The sequence below is a fragment of the Rhodococcus sp. 27YEA6 genome, assembly GCF_044908235.1.
GTDB lineage: Bacteria > Actinomycetota > Actinomycetes > Mycobacteriales > Mycobacteriaceae > Rhodococcus_F > Rhodococcus_F qingshengii.
Genome location: NZ_JBIYCY010000003.1, coordinates 39,798 through 61,976, shown reverse-complemented (window position 1 = coordinate 61,976; position 22,179 = coordinate 39,798). Strand labels below are relative to the sequence as shown.

At 64.2% G+C, this 22,179-nt stretch carries 17 protein-coding genes and 1 pseudogene; 7 read left to right on the top strand and 11 right to left on the bottom strand.

All coding sequences use genetic code 11. The features are described from left to right. The first annotated feature begins 4 nt into the window (after positions 1-4). Positions 5-1,231, top strand: coding sequence for a polysaccharide biosynthesis protein (locus ABH939_RS10645; protein ID WP_192711999.1), 1,227 nt, complete (start codon positions 5-7; stop codon positions 1,229-1,231). On the opposite strand, the gene ABH939_RS10640 is transcribed toward ABH939_RS10645, so the two are convergent. Together ABH939_RS10640 and ABH939_RS10635 are read right to left on the bottom strand one after the other, a co-directional pair. After that, positions 1,212-2,168, bottom strand: coding sequence for an ABC transporter substrate-binding protein (locus ABH939_RS10640; RefSeq protein WP_283543200.1), 957 nt, complete (start codon positions 2,166-2,168; stop codon positions 1,212-1,214). The two genes, ABH939_RS10645 and ABH939_RS10640, sit on opposite strands and share 20 nt — an antisense overlap. 169 nt (positions 2,169-2,337) lie before the next feature. Then, positions 2,338-3,471, bottom strand: coding sequence for a DUF3068 domain-containing protein (locus ABH939_RS10635; RefSeq protein WP_065351996.1), 1,134 nt, complete (start codon positions 3,469-3,471; stop codon positions 2,338-2,340). Positions 3,472-3,687: 216 nt separating this feature from the next. Here ABH939_RS10635 and ABH939_RS10630 point away from each other — a divergent pair. Continuing rightward, positions 3,688-4,737: pseudogene (locus tag ABH939_RS10630) on the top strand (acyltransferase family protein); the annotation flags it as partial. Positions 4,738-4,760: 23 nt separating this feature from the next. Here ABH939_RS10630 and ABH939_RS10625 read toward each other — a convergent pair. From ABH939_RS10625 to ABH939_RS10610, 4 genes are all read right to left on the bottom strand, one after another. Beyond that, entirely contained in the window at positions 4,761-9,095 is a 4,335-nt protein-coding gene (locus ABH939_RS10625; protein WP_404649603.1) for an alpha-(1->3)-arabinofuranosyltransferase family protein, read from the bottom strand. A gap of 43 nt (positions 9,096-9,138) precedes the next feature. Beyond that, positions 9,139-9,312, bottom strand: coding sequence for a DUF2613 domain-containing protein (locus ABH939_RS10620; RefSeq protein ID WP_003945488.1), 174 nt, complete (start codon positions 9,310-9,312; stop codon positions 9,139-9,141). Positions 9,313-9,441: 129 nt separating this feature from the next. Then, positions 9,442-10,530, bottom strand: a complete 1,089-nt coding sequence (locus ABH939_RS10615) for an isochorismate synthase MenF (protein ID WP_064074117.1) — start codon at positions 10,528-10,530, stop codon at positions 9,442-9,444. Between the two features lie 45 nt (positions 10,531-10,575). Continuing rightward, complete coding sequence (locus ABH939_RS10610; RefSeq protein WP_058039142.1) at positions 10,576-11,043, bottom strand: universal stress protein; 468 nt, start codon at positions 11,041-11,043, stop codon at positions 10,576-10,578. 101 nt (positions 11,044-11,144) lie between these two features. On the opposite strand from ABH939_RS10610, the gene ABH939_RS10605 reads away from it, so the two are divergent. Both ABH939_RS10605 and ABH939_RS10600 read left to right on the top strand, forming a co-directional pair. After that, entirely contained in the window at positions 11,145-12,323 is a 1,179-nt protein-coding gene (locus tag ABH939_RS10605; protein WP_058039141.1) for a glycoside hydrolase family 3 N-terminal domain-containing protein, read from the top strand. 72 nt (positions 12,324-12,395) lie between these two features. Beyond that, complete coding sequence (locus tag ABH939_RS10600; RefSeq protein WP_003945885.1) at positions 12,396-12,995, top strand: TetR/AcrR family transcriptional regulator; 600 nt, start codon at positions 12,396-12,398, stop codon at positions 12,993-12,995. 100 nt (positions 12,996-13,095) lie between these two features. Here ABH939_RS10600 and ABH939_RS10595 read toward each other — a convergent pair whose 3' ends face one another. Then, complete coding sequence (locus ABH939_RS10595; protein ID WP_007734551.1) at positions 13,096-13,959, bottom strand: MaoC/PaaZ C-terminal domain-containing protein; 864 nt, start codon at positions 13,957-13,959, stop codon at positions 13,096-13,098. Next, entirely contained in the window at positions 13,959-15,305 is a 1,347-nt protein-coding gene (locus ABH939_RS10590; protein ID WP_003945596.1) for a 3-oxoacyl-ACP reductase, read from the bottom strand. The genes ABH939_RS10595 and ABH939_RS10590 overlap by 1 nt, the downstream gene beginning before the upstream one ends. A gap of 130 nt (positions 15,306-15,435) precedes the next feature. Between ABH939_RS10590 and ABH939_RS10585 the strand changes: the two genes are divergently transcribed. Next, positions 15,436-16,791 (top strand): acetyl-CoA C-acetyltransferase, encoded by a 1,356-nt coding sequence (locus ABH939_RS10585; RefSeq protein ID WP_003945465.1) that lies wholly within the window; start codon positions 15,436-15,438, stop codon positions 16,789-16,791. Positions 16,792-17,085: 294 nt separating this feature from the next. Next, entirely contained in the window at positions 17,086-19,344 is a 2,259-nt protein-coding gene (locus tag ABH939_RS10580; RefSeq protein ID WP_404649602.1) for a VanW family protein, read from the top strand. A gap of 4 nt (positions 19,345-19,348) precedes the next feature. Here the strand turns inward: ABH939_RS10580 and ABH939_RS10575 are convergent, their stop codons facing one another. The 3 genes from ABH939_RS10575 to ABH939_RS10565 form a co-directional block, all read right to left on the bottom strand. Continuing rightward, positions 19,349-20,332, bottom strand: a complete 984-nt coding sequence (locus ABH939_RS10575) for an LLM class F420-dependent oxidoreductase (RefSeq protein WP_172403486.1) — start codon at positions 20,330-20,332, stop codon at positions 19,349-19,351. Between the two features lie 85 nt (positions 20,333-20,417). Then, on the bottom strand, positions 20,418-20,906 hold the full coding sequence (locus tag ABH939_RS10570) for a hypothetical protein (protein WP_050655513.1): 489 nt from the start codon (positions 20,904-20,906) through the stop codon (positions 20,418-20,420). Continuing rightward, positions 20,903-21,148, bottom strand: coding sequence for a helix-turn-helix transcriptional regulator (locus ABH939_RS10565; RefSeq protein WP_007734566.1), 246 nt, complete (start codon positions 21,146-21,148; stop codon positions 20,903-20,905). Before ABH939_RS10565 ends, ABH939_RS10570 begins: the two co-directional genes overlap by 4 nt. A gap of 65 nt (positions 21,149-21,213) precedes the next feature. Here ABH939_RS10565 and ABH939_RS10560 point away from each other — a divergent pair, with 65 nt between their 5' ends. Continuing rightward, complete coding sequence (locus ABH939_RS10560) at positions 21,214-21,792, top strand: nucleotidyltransferase family protein (RefSeq protein ID WP_063314946.1); 579 nt, start codon at positions 21,214-21,216, stop codon at positions 21,790-21,792. Positions 21,793-22,179 lie beyond the last annotated feature (387 nt).

The following is a 22,179-nucleotide window of genomic DNA, read 5'->3' as shown; positions in this document are numbered from 1 at the left end:
TGCCATGCCTCGCCAACCACTCGATCGCGCCGCCGCGGCCGGGGTCGGCATGGTTTTGGTGGGATCGATGACGGCCAATGTCGCGTCGTACCTGTTGGCATGGTTGGCCAGCCGATGGTTGGGTCCGGTCGGCTACGGCGAGTTCGCGAGTCTGCTTGCCGCCCAGTTGGTACTTGCGGTTCCGGCTTTGGCGTTGCAGACGGTGGTCGCCCGCGAGGCGGTGCGTGGCAAGAGCACAGATGCGTTGCGGTCGTTGGGGTATCGATGCACCGCGATCGTCGCCGTCCTCGCGGTGGCGCTCACTCCGGCGATGGCGTGGCTGCTCGACACCGGAATCGTGGCGTCGTTCTCGGCATTGGTGACTGCGCCCATGTTGGTTCTGCTGGCCACGGAGCAGGGGTTGTTGCAGGGACACGGTCGGTTCGGCACTCTCAGCGCCGTGCTGGCCGGAGCCGGGGTGATGAAAGTCCTTCCGGCAGTGATCGTTCTGGCTTTCGGTGGCGGGGCAGGCGCGGCATTGGTCGCGGGCGCGGCCGGAACTGCGTTGCTGGTGGCGATAGTTCGAGTGGTCGACCGAACCGTCTCGGTGAGCGAGGACCGTCCGGTGCGTATCGGCGTCGTCTCCGTGCTCGCGGCGTCACAAGTCCAGCTTGCGTTGATCGCGTTGTCTTCGCTGGACCTGCTGATCGTCCGCGTCGTCCTCAGTGAGTACGACGCCGGTGTCTACGCACTCGGCGCCGTCGCGACGAAGGTGGCGTTCTGGCTGCCACAGGCAGTGGGCGTCGTGCTGTACCCGAAGATGGCGAATCCGGCGCACTCGGCGCAGGCGGTTCGCTCGGCGTTGGCGGTGCTCGTCGGTATCGGCGCCGTGTTGGTTCTGGGGGCGGCGGTTGCCGGCCCGCTGGTGCCGATGCTCGTGGGCGACGCGTACGCCGCCGTGGCTCCGATGCTGTGGGCCTTCGCCCTGCACGGTGCAGCGCTAGCGGTACTCCAGGGTGCCTTGCTGTCCGCAATCGCGTCAGAACGCACGCGAGTGGCCCTTCTGGCGTGGGCAGGACTGGTTGTGGAGGCGACGGTCATGCTGGTGTGGGCGAAGACGCCGGGAGAGTTGATTGGCGTCGCCGTGGTGGTTGCGTCGACGACGGCCTTGGCGGTGTCCGTCGCCGCAGTGCGAAGTGCCGACCGCGCCCGGCCGGCACCTCACACCGGCGTCAGTTCTCCAGACGCGTGAACAAATCGTCGAAGTAGTCGAGCGTACGCATCGCGGTGTAGACGGATCCGTAGTTGATGTTCCCACCCGTGTAGACGACGTTGTCTCCTTGTACTGCGCGGATACGGTTCCACATCGCGCGGTCGTCGCTGACGGGATCCACGCCGGGCGCGGTGGTGACGATCATTCCGTCAGCCGAGTCGAGGGAAGTCACCAGGTTTTCGGTAGAGATCTCCTTCTGTCCCTCGACCGGCCACTGGAGCTGGACGCCGAGGTCTTCGGCCACCTGCGTGGAGATGCCCTTGCGGTTGACGCCGTTGACCTTCTGATTCACGTAATTCAGCAGCACGATCTGCTTGCTCGCCAAGCTCGGGGCGTGACGTTCCTTCAATCCGGCTGCCTTGTCCTCGTACGCTCCGATGACCTGACGGACGTCGGGGTTCTCGGTGCGATTCAGCCAACTCGCCAGCTGATCGATGTTCTCGCGCCACGGACGCGTGAAGTCCATCGGAAGCACAGGCGCTGTCTGGCTCAACTGCTGTAGCGGCCACATGTCGGAGGCCTCACCGATGTCGGTGCAGATGATCAGGTCCGGTTCCAGCGCGAGAATTGCCTCGACGTTGACCGGTGCCTCGAACACCTGTGCCGTGGGATCGGCCGGAACCCACGGCTCGGCGGCGTCGAAGCTGTACGCGATGACCGGCAGGCCCATCGCGACGGCTGGTTCGAGGTCGAGTCTGGAGTCGATGGCGACGACGCGCTTCGGGGTGACCGGAATGTCGTAGGTTCCGAGCGAGGTCGTGACCGTGCGCATCCCGGCCGAACCGCCCTCGGTACCGGCGGACCTCGCGCAACCGGCGGCGAACAGCCCGGAGAATGCAGCCGTGCCGACAACAAACCTCCGTCGCGTCAGATCGCTGACACAGATGTGCGAACCCAGAACTGTTGATGCGGGCATGTGGCTCCTCGTGTTCGGGGTGGTCTGGACTTCCAGAAAACGCTAAGCCCGCAACCACGCGGTGGGAACGACCCGTTGCGCCAATCCGTACGCCGATCCGGCAACAAAGCCCCGAAACGCAGCAGAGCGCCCCTTCCGTGTGGAAGGGGCGCTCTGCTTACTGTCTGAATCAGTCCTTGCGCAGATCCGGACGCGGAATCACCTGAGTGTCGTCCGAGGTCCAGTCGTGCTCACCCGGAGCCGGCTCGGGCGAGCCCTGGCCGCTGGGATTCTGGTTCGTTCCGCCGTGTGCAGCGCGGGCCGGAGTTCCGCCCTTGCCGCCGCGAATGCCGAGGAAGATACCGGCGATCAGCGCGATGACGCCGAGCACACCTGCCACGATCGGGACTGTGCGGCCGAACAGCGAGAGCTTGTCCATGCCGTCACGTGCCTGCTGGACCTGGTACTCGATGGTTGCTTCGTCGAAGGGCAGCGTGACCTTGAGAACCTCGACGTCGACGGCATCCTTGTTGCGTCCGTAGTACTGGTGCAACTGCTCCTGGCCCTTGACGACGACACCGGTCTTGGGCTCGACCCACAGGTCACGGACGTTGGTGTACCAACGCGTCATCGTGATCGGGGTAGCGCCACCGGGAACGCCCCAGGTGTCGGCGGGCAGGCTCAGCTTGTTGGTGGGGGAGTTGACGACCTTCGACAGGTCGACGGGATCGATCGTCTGCTGGAAGTGGTACACCTTCAGACCGTTGATCTCGGTCTCTTCGACGAAGTCGATGTCCTTCGTGGCGCGAGCGTTCAGGTCGAAGTAGGGGTAGCTCTTCTGTTCCGTGTTGAACGGGAACTTGTACTGCAGACCGTCGCGGGAAACTTCTTCGGCGGGCTGGTCGCTGGACGTCTGGACGGTTCCGACCGGATCGTTGGTCGGCATCGAGCTGACGCGATCGAGCGTGACGCGGTCCAGGGTTGCGGTCAGCAGTCCGGTGTCGCCCTGCTTGTCGGTACGACGGACGGTCTGGCCGGCTTCGACGGTGATGATGTCGGCGTCGGACGGGTCCTGCGTGGTGACGTAGCGCTGAGCGACGATCGGCACGTTGGTGTCGACCTGTGCCTTTCCGCCGAGGAGGGCCGCCGAGTTGAGGACGCTACCGGTGCCTGTGGCGACAGTGGTCACCTCGAGGTCGAGTGGCGTCTTCTCCAGCTTGCCTACCGTGTAGGTAGGAATGAGGATGGCGATGGCCAAAAGGAAGGCACCGAGGCCCACCAGAATGCAAGGAAGTATCCGGCTCGGCCCTGAGCGTTCCGCCATGCTGTGACTCCTAACCCGTTAAGTCTTTCGAGGTTCCCCAACCGGCACAATATGAGCTGCGCAGATCGCATGGGGCCCCCGATGGACACCATGTGTGGCAGAACACTAACAGTCCACCGGCCCGGTTTGTCGCATGAGGGCATGAATTGGCCAGGCATTTTGTTGTGAGTCCCTGGTGGTTTCCCTCAATCGGCCTGGGGTGCACACTTATCCGTGATGATCAGTTCCACGAATTCCCCTCAGACGGTCCCGCCACAGGCTCGGGGCTTCGTTCCGGCTTTGGACGGTATGCGTGGATTGGCGGCGCTCGGTGTCCTCGTCACCCATGTCGCGTTCCAAACCGGTGAAGCGCAGTCCGGCGCGATCGGGCGCGCGTTCGGTCGACTCGATCTCGCCGTAGCGGTGTTCTTTGCCTTGTCCGGATTTCTCCTGTGGCGCCCCCACGCGGCAAAGGCCCGCGGAATCGGGCAACCGCAGCCGACGGTCCGATATGGGATCTCGCGTGCAACGCGAATCCTGCCGGCGTACTGGGTGGCGGTGGTGCTGATCCTGCTGTTCCTGCCCGGTGCCGGCGGGGGCTACCAAGTGTGGTTGGCGAATCTCGGGTTGGCGCAGGTGTTCGTGCCGTTGACACTCACCGAGGGCCTCACGCAGATGTGGAGCCTGTCGGTCGAGGTTGCGTTCTATGTTCTGCTGCCGCTGTTCGCGTATCTGATGGTGCGACTACGCGGAAACTCGGCCCGGTTCCGGCTACCGCTTCTGCTCGGGGTGTCGGTGTTGGCGCTGACGTGGGCTTTCATTCCGATCCCGACTCCGGACGCCATTCACCACGACAACTGGCTGCCGGGCTACCTGCCGTGGTTCGGCGCAGGCATGGTGCTGGCCGAGTTGGCCGTGGGCCCGTCGACGTGGGTGCATCGCCTCGCGCACCGGCGGGTGCTCCTGACTTTTGTTGCGTTTGTGGCCTTCGTTCTCTCGTGCACCGATCTGGCCGGGCCCGAAGGTCTGGTGCGGCCGGAGCCGTGGCAGTACGCGATCAAGATTGCACTCGGCGCGATCATCAGTTTTTCGTTGATCGCGCCATTGGTGTTGCGCGATCAATCGCAGCATCGATTCCTGGCGAGCCCGCTGGCGCTGGCAATCGGACGCTGGTCCTACGGCCTGTTCATCTGGCACCTGGCCGTACTGAACGCTGTGTTCCCCGTGTTCGGCATAGTTCCGTTCTCGGGCAGCTTCTTCTACGTCCTGGCGCTGACGGTCGTCCTGAGCGTCGCTGTGGCCTCGGCCAGTTACGCCTTGGTGGAGGAACCGGCGCGCGTCGCGGTCACGCGCTGGGAGAAGCGCCGCCATATCGGTGAACCGGCAAAGGGCAACGCGGCCAACCCGGTCACGACCAAGGCCACCAACATCGAGAACTGAATCGCGAACGAGTCGCCCACATAGCCGCCCGGTGCTCGCCACGGTCCGGTCGAGAGCAGCGTGATGCCGATCATCGCGGCTACGCCGGCGGTGCCGACGAGAATGCGTGCGGTCCGAGCGGGGCCGAAGATTCGCAGCGCGGCAAGTCCGAGGATCGAGCACACAACTGCGATCGCCGCTCCCACTCCGCCGCCGATGACGGTGGCCGCCGCGAGCACGCCGACCCATCCTGCCGCGACGCTGCGCCACGGTCGGGGTGGTGTGAGGGGCTTGGGCTCTCGGCGCGTGGGGACAAGTGCCGCGAACAGCAGCGGGATCAGCAACACGAGCCCGCCGAATATGCCGAGGCGGTACCAACGATCGCTGGGGAAGTCGATGGTGACGGTTCCCGCGGTGCCTGCCGGCACGATCCAGCCCTGCTGCCAACCGTTCACGACCACCGGCGTCAGCTCGGAACCGTCCGGCGCCGTGGCGATCCAACCGATGCTGGTGCTCTCGGGATTGACGATCAGCTGATCGGTGGACGAGTTCGTGACGGTGAGTTCGCGGTGATTCGCCGTCCACGCGGTCGATTCGAGCGGTGTATTCCGTTGCGCGGCTGAAGGACCGACCGCCGTCAGATCGAGGTTGTCGACCGAGAATGCCGGGCCTGGTTCGACGACCACTTCGGGCTGGCCCGCCGGCAACGTCGCCGAAGCGTCCAGACCGCACACACGTGCCTCGACGGGTGCGCCGGTCCGGAGTTGCGTCGCCGTCGCCGTGATCGAGGTGGGGAATTGCTGTCCGGCAACCGAAATGGTCGGGCCATCGCCACAGGTGACGGTGACGGTGCGGTTGTCGAATGAGTCCGAGCCCTGCACTCTCGAACCGGCGATCGGGGTTCCGTCGGCACCGATGACGCCGACCTCGGCGAGGCCGGTGGGCTGCGCCTGGGCGAAGCCGAGCGCCGTCTGATCGAGGACCGGTTCCCAATCGGTGATGCTCAGGACGATCTTGTCGGTGACGAAGGGGGAGAGGGTAATTCGACTGGTTCGAGGCGTGTCGTCCGAGGGTTCGGGCAGCTCTCGCACCTGCGGTCCGTTGCCGAGATTCACCGCGACGCTGGTTGGCAGCGACGGCAGGGTGCCGAGTCCCCGCGTGATGTCCAGGCCGGTGACCAGGGTGGGCTCGGGAAGATTGAGAGTCAGCGTCGGTTTCGGGCCGCCGGGTTCGGTGGTGCTCTGCGGCGCCGACCACGTGGTGCGTGCGTCGCCGTCGGTGGCAGCGAAGGCAGATCCGCGTGTGTCGCCGATGTCGCTCGAACCCGAAGCCGTGATTCGGCCTGGGACGGCAAGCAGATCTTCGAGGGCGTTGCCCTGACGCGCTCGGACAGTCAGTGTCGGTGTAACGATTGTGTTTTCGGGCACCGTGAGCGTGCGCTGGAAGCGGCTCGGCTCTTCCGGTATCGCCATGAATGCATTGCTGCACCGCACGCGGTCGGTCGAGTCCGCGCACGCGTTGCGACCGGGGAACTCCTGGCTCAGATTCCAGGCGTTCACGGATGCGCCCGTCGGCGTATTCGGCAGGACCGTGTCGAAACGGATCGGTACGGTCTTCGGTGCGCTGCGATCGGAGAAGTCTTCGACGGAGAGTTCGCTGATGCCGAACTGTGTTCCAGGCGATCCGTTTTCGGTGTGAGTCGCTGTGATGCGTACCCACGGAGTGGTGCCGCCCGGGATCGAGACGGTGATGGGCTCACCGGGACGCTCCACCTTCACCGCTGTGCTGCCGTTCGGTGTCGAGACCTCGAGCCATTTGACGGGAGCTCCGATTGCCGCGGCACTGGTGGTCAGATGAAGCAACCCACTGGAAATCGGTGTGTCGAAGTCGATCTGCAACCACTGGCCCAGTGCGCGCTCGATGCCGTTGCTGAACCAGCCGGTGGCGGGATCGCCGTCGACCGTCGACGCGGGACTGCTCGACGGTGAAGTGCCGCCCAGCTGGGTGGCATCCGAGGCGGCGCTGGAGACGGTGATCGAAGCTCCGCTCCAACGGCCTTCCACGAGAGGCGTGTTCGCAACCGGGTAGTCGGGCACCAGATTGTAGGTACGACGAGCGTCGTCGGGGGTGCGCAGGGCGGAACTGTGGTTGTCGACCTGACCGAAATCGGTTTCTCGATCGCGCGGTGTGTCGGTGACGGTGACCGAATCGACGGGCAGTCCCGCAGCTTCGGCGTCGGCGGCAAGAATCATCGGCCCGGTCCCCGGAACCAGCCCGCTTTCATGAAGTCGCACAGACGATTCCGGCCCACCTTGTACACGCGGAACCTGGTTCAGGTCGACGGAGTACGGGCCGCTGACCGCCGGGGTGCCGTCGGGCGGGGTGACCTCGAAGATCTCGATGGCTGGGTAACCGGGACGCAGATCGCTGTCCGCGACCAGCCCTTCGATCGGTTCGGGGCTGTCGTCTTCACCGAAGTGGGCGACTCGCTTGATCCCCGGCGAGCCTTCGACCGCCTGGTGCACGAGTATCGGCCTGGCCGAGCGCGACGTTTCGCCGTCGAGGTCGTTGCGCATCACCAGGTAGTGGATGCCCTGCCCCAGCAAGGTCTGTGCGAGGCCGTCCGACGGACGTCCGTCGGCGATGAGACGTTGCACCGAATCGAGCGCTCGGATGGCGCCGGGAGGGGTCAGCGGGACCGAGTCACGCACCGCCCACGGCGTACTCGCCAACGCCTGAAGCGGTTCGTCGCGCGTCAGACCCCAGACTTGGCTGCCGAAGGGCGCTCCCGGGACGACGAGGGCACGTTCGGCTTCCGACCCGGGGGAGGTGTTGTCCTCGAGCCACTGCGCCGCCTCGTTCCAGTACGAGGGGACGTCCGGATACGCACCGCGGGGAGCGAGCTTTCCCGTCCAGGCCAAGGCGGTCGAGAGGGTGAGGGCAACGAGGATCAGGCTGGTCAGCGCGACCATCGGTTCGCGCTCGGGATGGGCGAACGCGCGGCGCCATCGGGCGAGTGGAACCGATCCCGGCAGTGGCACTTTGGCCAGCAGGTGTGCGAGTCCGAGCACCAGCGGCAGACGGACCAACGGCTCGAGCTTGTGGACGTTGCGCAGCGGCGCGCCTGCCGAGTCGAGGAACAGGCGCACCGACTCCGACACCGGCGAGCTGAGTTCACCCACGTAACCCGCGGCCAGGCCGGTGATACCGACGAACAGGATGAGCGTCAGCCGGCCGCGAGCAGGCATGGACCGCATGCAGAGCCCGGCGAGGCCGGCGGCGGCAACCAGGCCGGTGGCGACGACTGCTGCGGGTTGGGTGACCAGGACGGCGCCGGCAATGCGTTCGGGGGAGACGAACGGGGTCCAACTGTCCGTGCCGCGAAGTATCTCGGCGAGCGATGCCCACTGAGTGGTGACACCGGCGGACTCGATGTAGTCGAGAAACGGTGGGCTGATCTTGCCGAGCAGAAGTAGCGGCACGATCCACCAGAGGGTGCCGAGAGCGACGAACAGCGCCCACCACGCGGTGAACGTCAGCCATGTTCGGTTGGGTTTGTGCGAGAGCCACCAGATGATCGCGACCAGGCAGGCCGCGGCGGTGGCGACGGCGTTGATCGAACCCATGAGTGCGACGGCAAGTGCGGATTGTGCGGCCAACCGCCTCAACCCCCGTGAGTGGTCAGGGAGTCCAGGGACTCCTTTTCCACGCACAGGGCCGAAGGCCAAAACCACCGGCAACAACACCCACGGCGCCAACATCATCGGAAGGGTTTCCGAGGAAATCGAACCGAGCGTGGTCAGCACGCGGGGAGAAAGAACAAAGGCAACCGCTGCGATCACGCGCGAACTACGGCTGCCGATGCCGAGAGCCTCGGCAACTCGGATGATGCCCCAGAAACCTGCGATCAGAAGCAGCGCCCACCAGATGCGCTGGGTGACCCACGGCGGAACGTTCGCCAACTCGCCGAGCGCGAAGAACGGCCCGTGCGGAAAGAAATATCCGTAGGCCTGGTTTTGAACCTGGCCGAGCGGGGCCTGACTACTCCACTGATGCGAGGCGCGTTCGAGAAAACCGAACGGATTCTGCGTCAGGTCGTACTTGGTGTCAGCGGTGATCAGACCCGGCGATTGCAGAAAAGTGAGAAGAAACGCTACGACGGAGGCGCCGAACAGCCACCGCTTCGACAGGGGCTCTGCCGACGGGGCGGTGTCTACCGAAGACACCGCTGCGTCGGCGGAAGAACGGGAACTCGCGAGGCCTGCGCTCTCAGCGGCTGCCGTACTCAACCTGGTTCAGCACGGAAGAATCTGCGTTTCCGCTGCGGTCGATCTCGGGACGAGTGTTGTCCGACGCGGCGGCCGTGACACCGAAGATGACGCCGGCACCCAGAACGGCACCGATGACAGCGCTGGCCACACCGGGGACAAGGAACTTCGTCATCGCGGATCTCCCAATTGGTCGTTAGTCGGTCGTTCGCGGTCGGACGGACTTACCGGCCCGTACGAACTGCTCGGGTCAAGGTATCACCCGCACTCGAGAATCCGGACGATTACCCTCGTGACGTGCTGGTCAGTCGAGGGTTTCGGCACCAAGCGCGGTCAACAGAGTGCGCAGTTTCGTGGACGTCTCGTCGAGTTCGTCCTGCGGATCCGATTCGGCGACGATTCCGCCACCCGCGCTGGCCCAGGCAGTGAAGCCGTCTGCACCGATCTCGGCGCAGCGGATGGCAACCACCCAATCGCCGTCACCGGCCTCGTCGCACCATCCCACGGCGCCGCCGTAGAAACGCCGAGGTTCCTCGGTCTCGCGGATGACCTTCAGTGCCGCGTCAGTGGGTGTTCCGCACAGCGCGGGCGTCGGATGCAGCGCGATGGCGAGGTCGAGCGCAGTAGTGTCGTTTCGCAGCGTGCCGCGGATCGGGCTGGCCAAGTGCCAGACCTCGTGAGTATTGGTCAGTTCGGGAGTTGCCGGCACCGACAGATCACTGCACATCGGTTGCAGGACCTCGCGGATCCACGACGTCACGAAGGCGTGCTCGGCCAGATTCTTCGTCGAATGCAGAAGGCTTTCGCCTGCCTCGCGGTCTTGATCGGCGTCGGCGGATCGCTTGGTGGTCCCGGCCAACGGGCGACACGTCACGACGCGCCCGCGTCGACTGACCAATACTTCGGGCGTCGCGCCGACCAGGCTGTGGCCCGCGAATTCGGCTCCCGCAGCAGAGAGGTCGACGGCAAAGGTGTTGGCGACGGGATTGAGCGCCGCCATGCGTGCGGCGAGCGCGGTTGGGGAGATCGGGGTCTGCGTGCGAAGTTCCACAGTGCGAGCCGCGACAACCTTGTCGATCTCTCCACTGCGGAGGCGTCCGATCAACTTTTCCACTCGACGAAGATGCTCCGACGACGACGGGATCTCCCGGTCAACCCGGGTCGTGGGCAGGGCCTGGGGATCGCGCGGTTGCCACGGCCGCGACGCGATCGTCGCCTCGGCGGGTTCGTACAACGCCGTTGCGGCAGCCGGGTCGAAGGGGAGCGCTCCGACGATCAGCTTTGTCGTACCTGCCGACAGAGCGTGGGTGGCCGCGTCGGAGCTGTCGAAGCTGCGTTGTACGCCGCGGGTGACCACGCTGTGATCGGGGCGCGAGAGAACAAAACCGTCCATGGTGCTTTCGACACTAGTCGGCCACGGATCAGGAATGCGCGAAGGTCACTTCCCCGGAGGGACGATCAACACCGGCCGATGACTGTGACGCAGAACATGATCCGCGACGCTGCTCTGCAGTAGCGACCGCAAACCCGTGGTGCCGCGGGTGCCGGTCACGATGATGTCGACGTCCAATTCGTCTGCGGTTTCGACGATTGCAGACCAGATCGCGGATCGGCACTCGGCGCTTCTACCTTCGACGGTCAGGCCTGCGGCCTCGGCCAGTGCGACGCCCTCGGCGAGGGTGACTTTGGCGTCGGTGTACGCGATGTCCTCGACGTCGTCGTCGGGAACCCACTCCGGTTGCATCACCCCGGACAGGCCGGACATGCGAGCGGCCTGGCGAACCATGGGCTCCCAGGCAGTGACGAGAACAGCACGATTGGCGGAGAGGAAACGCCCCGCATAGTCGACTGCACGCTTGGCGTTGTCGGAACCGTCGTACGCGATGAGCATCAGACCTTGTGGCATCACGACCTCCTCGTCAGCGGGGGAATCGGTTCTCTTCCAGGCTACCGTCCCGATGTGCCCGTGAGGGAGTGTATGGGTACCGGGTCCGTTACGGTCGAGGTATGCGGATCAAGTTTCTGAAGGCTGCAACGACCATTGCATTGTGCGGAGGGTTGGTTGCGGGATGCTCGGGCGAAAACGGGACCGCCGATCCGGTTTCGAGCGCCCCGACCAGCACCAGCACCGAGATCACGTCGACGCCTGCGGCATCGAGCTCCGCACCCGTCGCCGCGTCGTGCGGTAGTGACCTTCTAGCCTCGCTGTCCTTGCGTCAGAAACTTGCCCAGCTGCTCAACGTCGGCGTCACCGGGACCGACGACGCGTTGTCGATAGTGCAGAACGAGGAGATCGGCGGCATATTCGTCGGAAGTTGGACCGATCAGTCGATGCTCACCAATCGCGAAGTGCCGCAGGTTGCTTCGGCGTCGAAGTTGCCGTTGATGGTGACGATCGACGAAGAAGGTGGACGGGTTTCGCGCGTCGCGGACATCCTCGGGCCCGATCCGTCGGCCAGGGAAACGGCGCAGACCATGACAGTGGAACAGACGTACCAGATGGCACTCGAGCGTGGACGCGGTTTGAAGGATCTCGGGATCACCGTCAACTACGCACCCGACGTCGACGTCAGCAGCCAACCCGACGACTCCGTGATCGGGGACCGCTCGTACTCCGACGACCCCCAGACCGTGGTTGCCTACGCCGGTGCGTACGCGCAGGGGATGCGCGACGCCGGAATCTTCCCGGTGATCAAGCACTTTCCGGGGCACGGCAGCGCGTCGGGTGACTCGCACCGCGGTGAGGTGACCACGCCGCCGCTACAGGATCTGATCGCGTCGGACCTGATTCCCTTCCGCGAGCTGTCGGGAACCGGAGTCGGCGTCATGATGGGTCACCTCGAGGTTCCCGGTCTGACCGAGCCCGGTACCCCTGCCAGCATCAGCCCCGCCGCCGTCGCGTTGCTTCGCGACGGAGTGGGTTACGGCGCAGCGCCGTTCACCGGCCCGGTGTTCACCGACGACCTCAGCGGCATGCAGGCGATCACCGACCGATACGATATTGCCGACGCGGTTCAGGCTGCGCTGGTGGCTGGAGTCGATCAGGCATTGTGGCTGACCACCGACGACGTTCCGCGGGTTCTCGACCATCTCGAGCAGGCCGTCGCGTCGGGTGAGCTTCCGCAGACGCGGGTCGATCAGGCCGTGGTCACAGTTGCCGCTGCCAAAGGTGCCGTGACCTGCTGAGTCGAAGTCAGGATTCGACGCGCAATCTTACCGTAGAGTAAGATCGACATTTACCCTGTGGTTGGAGGAAGCATGGCCGGCGGTACCAAGCGACTGCCACGCGCAGTGCGTGAGCAGCAGATGCTCGACGCGGCTGTGGACGTGTTCTCCGACAGGGGATTTCACGAAACTTCGATGGACACCATCGCGGCCAAGGCCGAGATCTCGAAGCCGATGCTGTACCTGTACTACGGCTCGAAGGAAGAGCTGTTCGCGGCGTGCATTCATCGTGAAGGACTCCGCTTCCTCGAAGCGCTCGCCCCGGCCGGCGCGCCGAACCTGACTCCGCGTGAACAATTGCGCGCCGCTCTCGAGGGCTTCCTCGGGTTCGTGGGCGCAAACCGCAAGTCGTGGATGGTGCTCTACCGTCAGGCCGTCGGGCAGCAGGCTTTTGCGGGCACCGTGCAGTCCAGTCGCGATCGGTTGATCGAGTTGACCGCGCATCTGCTCGAGTCCAGCACCAAGGATCCTGATGCCGCGCACGACTACGGGATCATCGCCATCGCGCTCGTCGGCGCAGGTGAGGCAGTAGCCGACCGAGTCGCCGGTGGGGAAATCGAAGTGGATGCCGCAGCGGATCTACTCGAATCCCTCGCGTGGCGCGGTCTGTCGGGCAAGAAGAAGTCCGAATAGCTCTCAAACCAATCTGAGCGAACGTACCTTTCAGCGCATCCAAGGCGCCGAAAGGTACGTTCGCTCAATTGGGGCGGGTGGGAACCCGACAAAACTCAGGTCAGCGCAGCGTCGCAGTGACGTGCGGGTAACCCTTCTTCGGGTGGCGCAGTGACAGATCCCAGCCGTCGTCGGTGCGATCAGCGTAGGCATTCAGCGTCGCCGGTAGCAGAATCGGCTTCCCGAAACGCACGCTGTAGGTGACCTTGTCCGCGACGGACCCCTCGACGGTCCGCAGAACTGCCGCGGCACTCCACATTCCGTGAGCAATGGTCTTCGGGAAACCGAAAGCCTTCGCGCCCAGAGACGAGACGTGAATCGGATTACGGTCGCCGGAGACAGCGGCGTACTTGCTGATCGTGGTCTGGTCGACGCGGATGGTGCTCATCGGCATCGGCGGGACCTCGTCGGCCTTGGGCTCCGGACCGGGCTGGCCGGACAGGGAGGTCTTCTGCTGGTTCAGGAAGCTCGAGGTCTGTCGCCAGACCAGTTCCCGTCCCACCCGAATTTCGGTGATCACGTCGATCAGCAGGCCCTTGCGGTGCTCACGCAGGTTCTCGGCATGCACCGAGAGGTCCAGCGGTTCGCTGACGGAGATGGGCCGCAGTGACTCGATGACGTTCTCGGCGTGAACGGAGCCGACGGCGGCGAAGGGGAAGTCCTTCGACACCATCAGCTTCATCACGGTCGGGAAGGCCAAGGTGAAGGGGTAGGTGATCGGCAAAGTGTCGCCGAACCGCAGTCCGGTCACGCGGCAGTACGCCGCCAGATTGTCGGTGTCGACCTTCAATCCGGTGAGGGTGAAGGTCTGCTGTGGCACCGAGCGTGAGTTGGACTTGTTCCACGGCAACAATCCCAGTACCGCGCGGGAGTAGATGTCGAGGGTCTTCGGCTGCTCGGTGAGCGCGACGGTCTTTGTTGCCATCATGCGCCCAGGAGGCTCTGGCCGCAGACGCGAACGACCTGTCCCGTAACGGCATTGGAGGCCGGGCTGGCGAAGTATGCGACGGTCTCGGCGACGTCGACGGTCTCGCCGCCCTGCAGGAGCGAGCTCATTCGGCGGCCGGCTTCGCGGGTGGCGAAGGGGATGGCTGCGGTCATGGCGGTCTCGATGAAGCCCGGTGCGACGGCGTTGATGGTGATGTTCTTCTTCGCCAGGACGGGAGCTTCGGCGTGTACGAGACCGATGACGCCGGCCTTGGAGGTGCCGTAGTTGGTCTGGCCGCGGTTGCCCGCGATGCCGGCGATGGAGGAGACGTCGACGACGCGGCCGCCTTCCTTGAGGGCGCCCTTCTCGACGAGGTGCTCGGTGATCTTCTGCGGTGCAAGAAGATTGACGTTCATGACCATGTTCCAGCGGCCCTCGTCCATGTTGGCGAGGGTCTTGTCGCGGGTGATGCCGGCGTTGTGGACGATGATGTCCGCTCCACCGTGACGCTCGAGGAGGTGAGCTGCGAGGACCTCGGCTGCGTCGGCTGCCGTGACGTCGAGGGCGAGGGACGTGCCGCCGACCTTGTTCGCGGTCTCGGACAGCGCTTCGCCGGCGGCCGGGATGTCAGCGCAGACGACGTGCGCGCCGTCGCGGGCCAGGACCTCGGCGATGGTGGCGCCGATACCGCGGGCTGCGCCGGTGACGACGGCAACCTTGCCTTCGAGCGGCTTGTCCCAGCTTGCGGGCGCGACGGAATCTTCAGCGCCGACGACGATGACCTGGCCGTCGACGAAGGCGGACTTTGCCGAAAGGAGAAAGCGCAGAGTCGATTCCACGCCGGAGAGTCCGGTGGATGCCTTGGGGGAGACGTAGACCAGCTGAGCGGTGGAGCCGCGCTTGATCTCCTTGCCGACGCTGCGGGTGAAGCCTTCCAGAGCGCGCTGCGCGACATGCTCGTCGACGCTCGACGTTTCTTCCGGCGTCGTGCCGAGAACGACGACGCGAGCCGACGGTGCGAGGTTGCGGATTACGGGCTGGAAGAACTCGAACAGCTGCTCGAGCTCGCTGACCTGAGTGATTCCGGTGGCGTCGAACACGAGTCCGCCGAAGCTGCTGTCGTGTGCCTGAGCCGCCGGGTAGTCGGAGAGCAGTACGCGAAGTGGTTCTGCGAGTCGACCCTTGCCGCCGATGAGGACAGGTCCGGCGAGTGCGGGTTCCCCTGCTTTGTAGCGACGCAGGTTCTCGGGCCTGGGCAGGCCGGCCTTCGACGCGATGAATGCGCCGGGGGCGGACGAGAGGAACTGTGAATAGAGGTCGGGAGCTCCCTTGCTGGCTGCCACGGTCCTACCTTCTGTTGTGTTTCGGGTTGTCTCTCACCGGGCAATCGAAAGAATGCGGCGATAGACAAGTAACTTACTACTGAGTAAGAATAGTCTTCAACAGGTAATCGCACCATCCTTGGAGACGCAAGTGACAAGCAAAGCCCGTTCAAATGCAAAGCCCGCCGCACCGCGCACTGCACCGGCCGCAGCCGCTGCAAATTCTGCAGGTCAGCGCCGTCCGGTTGCGATCGTCGGCGGAAATCGCATTCCGTTCGCACGCTCGGACAAGGCGTACGCACAGGCGTCCAACCAGGACATGTTCACTGCGACGCTCGACGGTCTGGTGAGCCGATTCAATCTGCAGGGCGAGAAGCTCGGCATGGTCGTCGGCGGTGCGGTGCTCAAGCACAGCCGTGATTTCAATCTCATTCGCGAGTCCGTTCTCGGCAGCGCGCTGAGCCCGTACACGTCGGCGTACGACCTTCAGCAGGCGTGCGGCACGGGACTGCAGTCGATCATCGCCGTCGGCGACGCCATTTCGGCCGGCCGCATCGATTCGGGCATCGGCGGCGGCACGGACACCACGTCCGACGCCCCGATCGGCGTCAACGATCAGGCGCGCGAGTTCCTGCTCTCCCTCAATCGCGCGAAGTCCACGGGCGACCGCATCAAGCTGCTCGGCAACGTCCGTGCGGGCATGCTCGGCCTGGAGATTCCGCGCAACGGCGAGCCTCGCACCGGCAAGTCGATGGGTGACCACGCTGCGATCACTGCCAAGGAATTCGGCATCAAGCGCGAGGACCAGGACGAACTTGCCGCTGCCAGCCACAAGAACATGGCAGCTGCCTACGACCGCGGCTTCTTCGACGACCTCGTCACCCCGTTCCTCGGCCTGACCCGCGACGACAACCTCCGTCCCGGTTCGACCGTCGAGAAGCTGTCGACGCTCAAGCCCGTCTTCGGTACCAAGCTCGGCGACGCGACGATGACGGCAGGCAACTCGACGCCGCTCACCGACGGCGCTTCTGCAGTGCTCCTCTCCACCGACGAGTGGGCAGCCGAGCGCAATCTTCCGGTTCTGGCGCACCTCGTCGATTCCGAAACCGCTGCCGTCGACTACGTCCACGGCAAAGACGGGTTGCTCATGGCTCCCACGTACGCGATCCCGCGTTTGCTGGCCCGCAACGGTCTGACCTTGCAGGACTTCGATTACTACGAGATCCACGAAGCCTTCGCTTCGGTGGTTCTCGCAACCCTGCAGGCCTTCGAGTCGGACGAGTACTGCAAGGAACGCCTCGGCCTCGACGGCGCATTGGGATCGATCGACCGAAGCAAGCTCAATGTCAACGGATCGTCCTTGGCTGCAGGTCACCCGTTCGCGGCGACCGGCGGACGTATTGTGGCTTCCCTCGCAAAGATGCTCGCGGAGAAGGGTTCGGGCCGCGGCCTGATCTCGATCTGTGCGGCCGGTGGCCAGGGTGTCACGGCGATCATCGAGCGGTAACCGCTCCACAATCTCCCCATGCGACTGAAAACTGCGCTCACCTGCAGTGATCGTCGCGAGGGGATGCGTAATCGGGGATCCGGCCACGAGGGGTGGCCGGATCCCCGAACTCTTTGCAAACTTTTTCGCGCAGGCGTGTAACGCTGCAGAATAGCTACCGATATTCATGACAGCCCCGTGTTGCTGCCTGACCCCCGACCTGGCAGCAGCGCGGGGCTCTCGTATGTCCGGATATCCTGTATTGAGTTGTCGGTGAGCGCCGCAGCGACGGTTGATGCAGCGAGGAGCCAACAGGTGAGTGACGAAGAGGGTCCGTCCGTCGAGAAGACGAACAGCGAGGACTCGTCCCTCCCAGAACAGGAACTCGAGTCGGTCGAGGAACCTCAGGCGGTCGAAGAGACCGAGTCGGTCGAGGAAACCCAGTCGGTCGAGGAAACCCAGTCGGTCGAGGAACCCCAGTCGGTCGAGGAACCCGAGGCCCCTGAGGACACCGAGGCCGTTGTCGAGGCTGAATCAGTAGAACCTGAACCAGCCGAAGCACCAAGGCCTGTCGACGAAGAAGCAAGCGATTCCACGGAAGCGACAGTCGACGAATCGGCAAACGAGGTCACCACCGTCATCCCTGTCGTCCCAGCGGAGGACGCACCGCCGTCGGAAGTAGTCGACGAGGTTCCGGCGACAGAAGCCATCGACGAGCAGACAGAGCAGTTCGAGCCCCCGGCAGTGGTGGTTCCCCCGAAGCCGCCGCGTCCCGAGTTCGTGCAGCAGTACGACACCCAGCAACTCGAACCCATCCAGCAGCAGTACGAGCCTGTTGTCCGAGAACCAGAGGTAGTTGCACCCCCGGCGCCGCAACAACCGGTGGTGCCCGCTTCGCAGTCTTCCCGCAAGTGGGTCAAACCGGCGATAGCAGTCGGCGCCATCTTTGCCGTCGCAGCGATTGCCTACGGAGTGGACATCTTCACCTCGTCCGGGAAGACACCACGCGGCACTCAGGTCGCCGGGGTGGACATCGGTGATCTCACGCCCGCCGACGCGGAAGCCACGCTGCGCGCCCAACTCGGCCCGAGGCTCGTCGAACCGGTAGCGGTACATGCAGGCGGCGTCGACTCCGAGATCGTTCCCGCGTCTGCGGGTGTGGACGTCGACTGGTCGGCGACGCTGTCGGGCGTGAACGCTCAGCCCATCAACCCGATCACCCGCATCACGTCGTTCTTCGGCTCCCGCGAGGTGCCCGTGGTGTCGGCAATCGACCAGGGTGCGTTGGATGCGTCGATGGCGCAGCTCGCGGCGAACAGCGATCGTGCGCCCGTCGAAGGTGCAGTCGTGTTCGAGAACGGGAAGGCGACTGGTGTTTCGCCCGCTGCCGGTCAGGCGCTCGAAACGCAGCAGGCGGGTTCGACCTTCGCCGCTGAATGGTCCGATGGTGGCGTCGTCGATCTTCCGGTCGACGAGGTTCCGGTGACGGTCACTCAGGCCGGTGTCGATCGTGCGCTGCAGGAGATCGCTATTCCAGCTGTCTCGGGTGACGTCGTGGTCAACGGCCGTGACGGCAAGGTCGCGACACTCGGCGTCGATCAGATCGGCGAGGTTCTGACCTTCACACCCGACGGCTCGGGTGGGCTGACTCCGCAGTACAACACGGATGCTGCGATCAAGATTCTGACTCCGCAGTTGGCGTCGACGGAAGTACAACCCAAGGACGCGTCGTTCACCTTCGCCGGTGGCAAACCGTCGGTTGTGCCCGGTGTCGTCGGTGATCTGATCAACTGGCCGGACACGGTCAAGGAACTTCCGGTTCTGTTGGGCAGCACGGCTTCTCGGGCAACGCCCGCCGTTTACGGACCGGTCCCGCCGGCGTTGACCACCGAAGCCGCGGAGGCCCTCGGCATCAACGAGGTGATCGGCGAATTCACTACCGGTGGTTTCGAATACGCGTCTGGTGTGAACATCGGCCTGGCCGCGTCGGAGATCGACGGGGCCGTGATCAAGCCCGGGGATACGTTCTCGCTCAACGAGTACACGGGCCCGCGCGGTGCGGCGCAGGGATACATCGAGTCGGGGATCATCAACAACGGTCGCCCGGACAAGGCTGTCGGCGGCGGTATCAGCCAGCTCGCGACGACGCTCTACAACGCGACGTATTTCGCAGGTATGGAGGACGTCGCGCACACCGAGCACAGTTACTACATCTCGCGGTACCCCGAGGCTCGTGAGGCGACCATCTTCGATGGTGCGATCGACCTGCAGTTCCGTAATCCGGCGAAGACCGGCGTGATGATCGAGACGATTGCGACGTCGTCGAACATCACCGTTCGGATCTGGGGAACCAAAACTGTCGATGTCACGTCGACGACCGGCCCGCGGACGTCGCCGACGTCGCCGAACACCGTGACCTTGCCGGAGGGGCCTGGCTGTGTGGCTTCGAGCGGTGCGCCCGGGTTCACGGTCAGCGACACTCGCGTGATCACCGACCACGCGAGTGGCGCCGAGATTTCCTCGAACACCCGGACCGTCAAGTACGACCCGGTGCCGATCGTGAAGTGCGAGTAGGGAACTACTTGCCGACGAGTGGGGCGAGGGTGCGGCCCGCGAGGTCGACGATGCCTGGCTCTTCGCCGTTCGTGATCAGGTTGATCACGACGCCGTCGATGCCGTGGTCGAGGATGCGCGTCTGGACCTGCTCGGCTACGTCGTCCGGGCTGCCGACGAAATGGCGTTCGGTGGCCTTGGCGACCACGTCTTCCGGCGCGGTGGTGATGTCGAGGCCACGCTCCGCGAGAAATGTTCGCTGATGCGCGCGAGCCTTGTCGCCGTCCTCGTCGATCATCATGAACGTCAGGAAGCTGGTTTCGAGGGTTGCGGGATCGCGACCGGCTTCGTCGCAGCGTGCCGCAAGTGCTTCCATCTTGCGGGGCAGTTCCGACGGGTCGCAGATGATGTTGAGGTGATCCGCGAAGCGAGCGGCGAGGCCGAACGTTTTCTTCTCACCGCCACCGCCGAGCAGGATCGGTAGGTCGTCGCGGACGCGAGGCTCGTTGATGGCGTCCTCGACGTGGTACCACTTGCCGTCGAAGGTGGGGCGATCACCGCGGAGCATCGGCGCGATGATCTGCAGGGCTTCGTCGAGTTTCTGGAAGCGCTCGGTGAAAGTGCCGAACTCGTATCCGAACGAATTGTGTTCGAGTTCGAACCAGCCGGCGCCGATGCCCAGGATGGCCCGACCGCCGCTCACCACGTCGAGGGTGGTGACGGTCTTGGCGAGCATGGGCGGATTGCGGTAGGTGTTTCCCGTGACCAGTGCAGACAACTGGATGGTCTCGGTGGCCGTCGCCAGCGCGGAGAGCGCGGAGTAGGCCTCGAGCATCGGGGCGTCCGGCGCTCCGATTCCGGGGAGTTGGTAGAAGTGATCCATCACGAATGCAGTGTCGAAGCCTGCGGCTTCGGCTTCGCGGGCCTGCGCTATGACGGTGGGGAAGAGGTCCTTGACCGGACCGCCGTAGCTGAAGTTGGGCATCTGGTATCCGAGGCGAGTGCTCACCGTTTCGACGTTACTCGCGATCGGTTGACCTGGCACGATTTTACCAACTCTATGGATTCCGTTGTGCTGGGCAGACTTCCGGAATTCAGAGAAGTTCTTCGGCCGCTTCGCGTCGCTTGGCGCGCTGCTGGTGAAGTTTGACGATTGCGATTGCGACGCCACCGCCGATGATGGCGCCTACCAGCGCGCCGACCCAGGTTGACGATTCTTCGTACGAATCGAATTCGAGACGGGCCATGATTCCGACAGCGGCCACGAGGTAGAGCGCGATGCTGATCACCACGCGAGGACGGCCGTAGGTGGACAACACGTACACATCGACGTCGCGACGCTTCGCATAGATGATCGTGATCAACGAGCCGAACAACGCAACGATCAGCAGCGCGAGCGAGATCCACGCCCCTGTTCGGCCGGCGACCCAGGGCAGAATCGCCGAGCTGACGAATATTGCCCAGAAGACACTCTGGAGTCCCACCGCCGAGGCTTCGTTCCAGACGTCGCGCTGACGCTCGTCCTTGTAGAAGTCGTCGTCCAGATCGCCGACGAACCGCATTGCCTTCATCATGGTGCTCATGCCGTCTCCTCTGGAATTTCTGTGGTGAGTTCCGATTCGGGTAGGGGAAAGAGCGCTTCGACGGTGGTCCCCAGTGCCAGTGCCAGGCGTAGTGCCAGGTAGACACTCGGTGCATAGTCGCCGCGTTCGACGGAGACGATGCTCTGTCTGCTCACCTGACCTGCCGTGGCCAGTTGCGCCTGGGTGAGGCCGGCGAGGCGTCGGTGCTCCCGCACGTTGTTGTCGCCGGCCTTTCCAGTCATGCAAAAAGTAAAGAATACTTGTCACTAGATGTCAAGTTTGCTTGTCATATGAGAGGCTGAAGAGCATGCGTGAACGATTTCTCGAGATCGCCCTGGCCAATCCGGTGGTCGCAACGATCGTGGATCGGGCACCGAAGCTGGGATTGCCGGAGTGGTACCTGACGGCGGGTGGGCTCTTCCAAACCGTCTGGAATCACATCGACGGCCGTGACCTCGGCGCCGGAATCAAGGACTACGACCTCTTCTACTTCGACGCCGGCGATCTGAGCTACGACGCGGAGGACCGTGTGATTCGTTCGGCGGCAGAACTGTTCGCCGATGTCGATGCCGATGTCGAAGTACGCAACGAAGCCCGCGTGCACCTGTGGTACGAGCAACATTTCGGGATTCCCGGCGTTCCGTTCACCAGTTGCCGCGACGCTATCGACCACTTCGCTTCCACAACTTGCTGTTTCGGGATCACCAAGGGATCAGACGGCACCGTCGACGTGTATGCCCCGCATGGCTACGACGACCTTTTCGACATGATCGTCCGCCCCAACCCGGTACTGGCGCCGAGAGAGGTGTACGAGGCCAAGGCGGCACGGTGGCGCAGGGAATGGCCCGCGCTGACCGTGGAGCCTTGGCCGGAGAACCTGACCTAGACTTCGATCGGCGGATGCAGCCTGTCCATGGTCCATTGCCGATTTCGGCGTGAGAGGCGTGTCTTCCCTGGTCGCAGTGCGTCCGCCACGGCCACGAACTGTGGCCGATCCGTGTCGACCCTGCTGTCTCGTCCGTCCGTGCATGGAGACAACCGGCCGGATTCAACGCATCCAGCTGTAGTTCTGGTAGTTGAACCCCCGCAAGACCTTGCGCCTTTCGGAATCGTCTGCGCTAATTTCACGAACTTTCAGTGTGCTGCGACGTTCATCCATGATTGTCTGGGTCCCCTCATGGTGAAAATCTCTTCCGATATTTGGTGGATTGTTTCTAATACTTTACGTCTAATTCTTTAGTGCTAATAAGGTTTCTCCAATGTGAATAGCAAT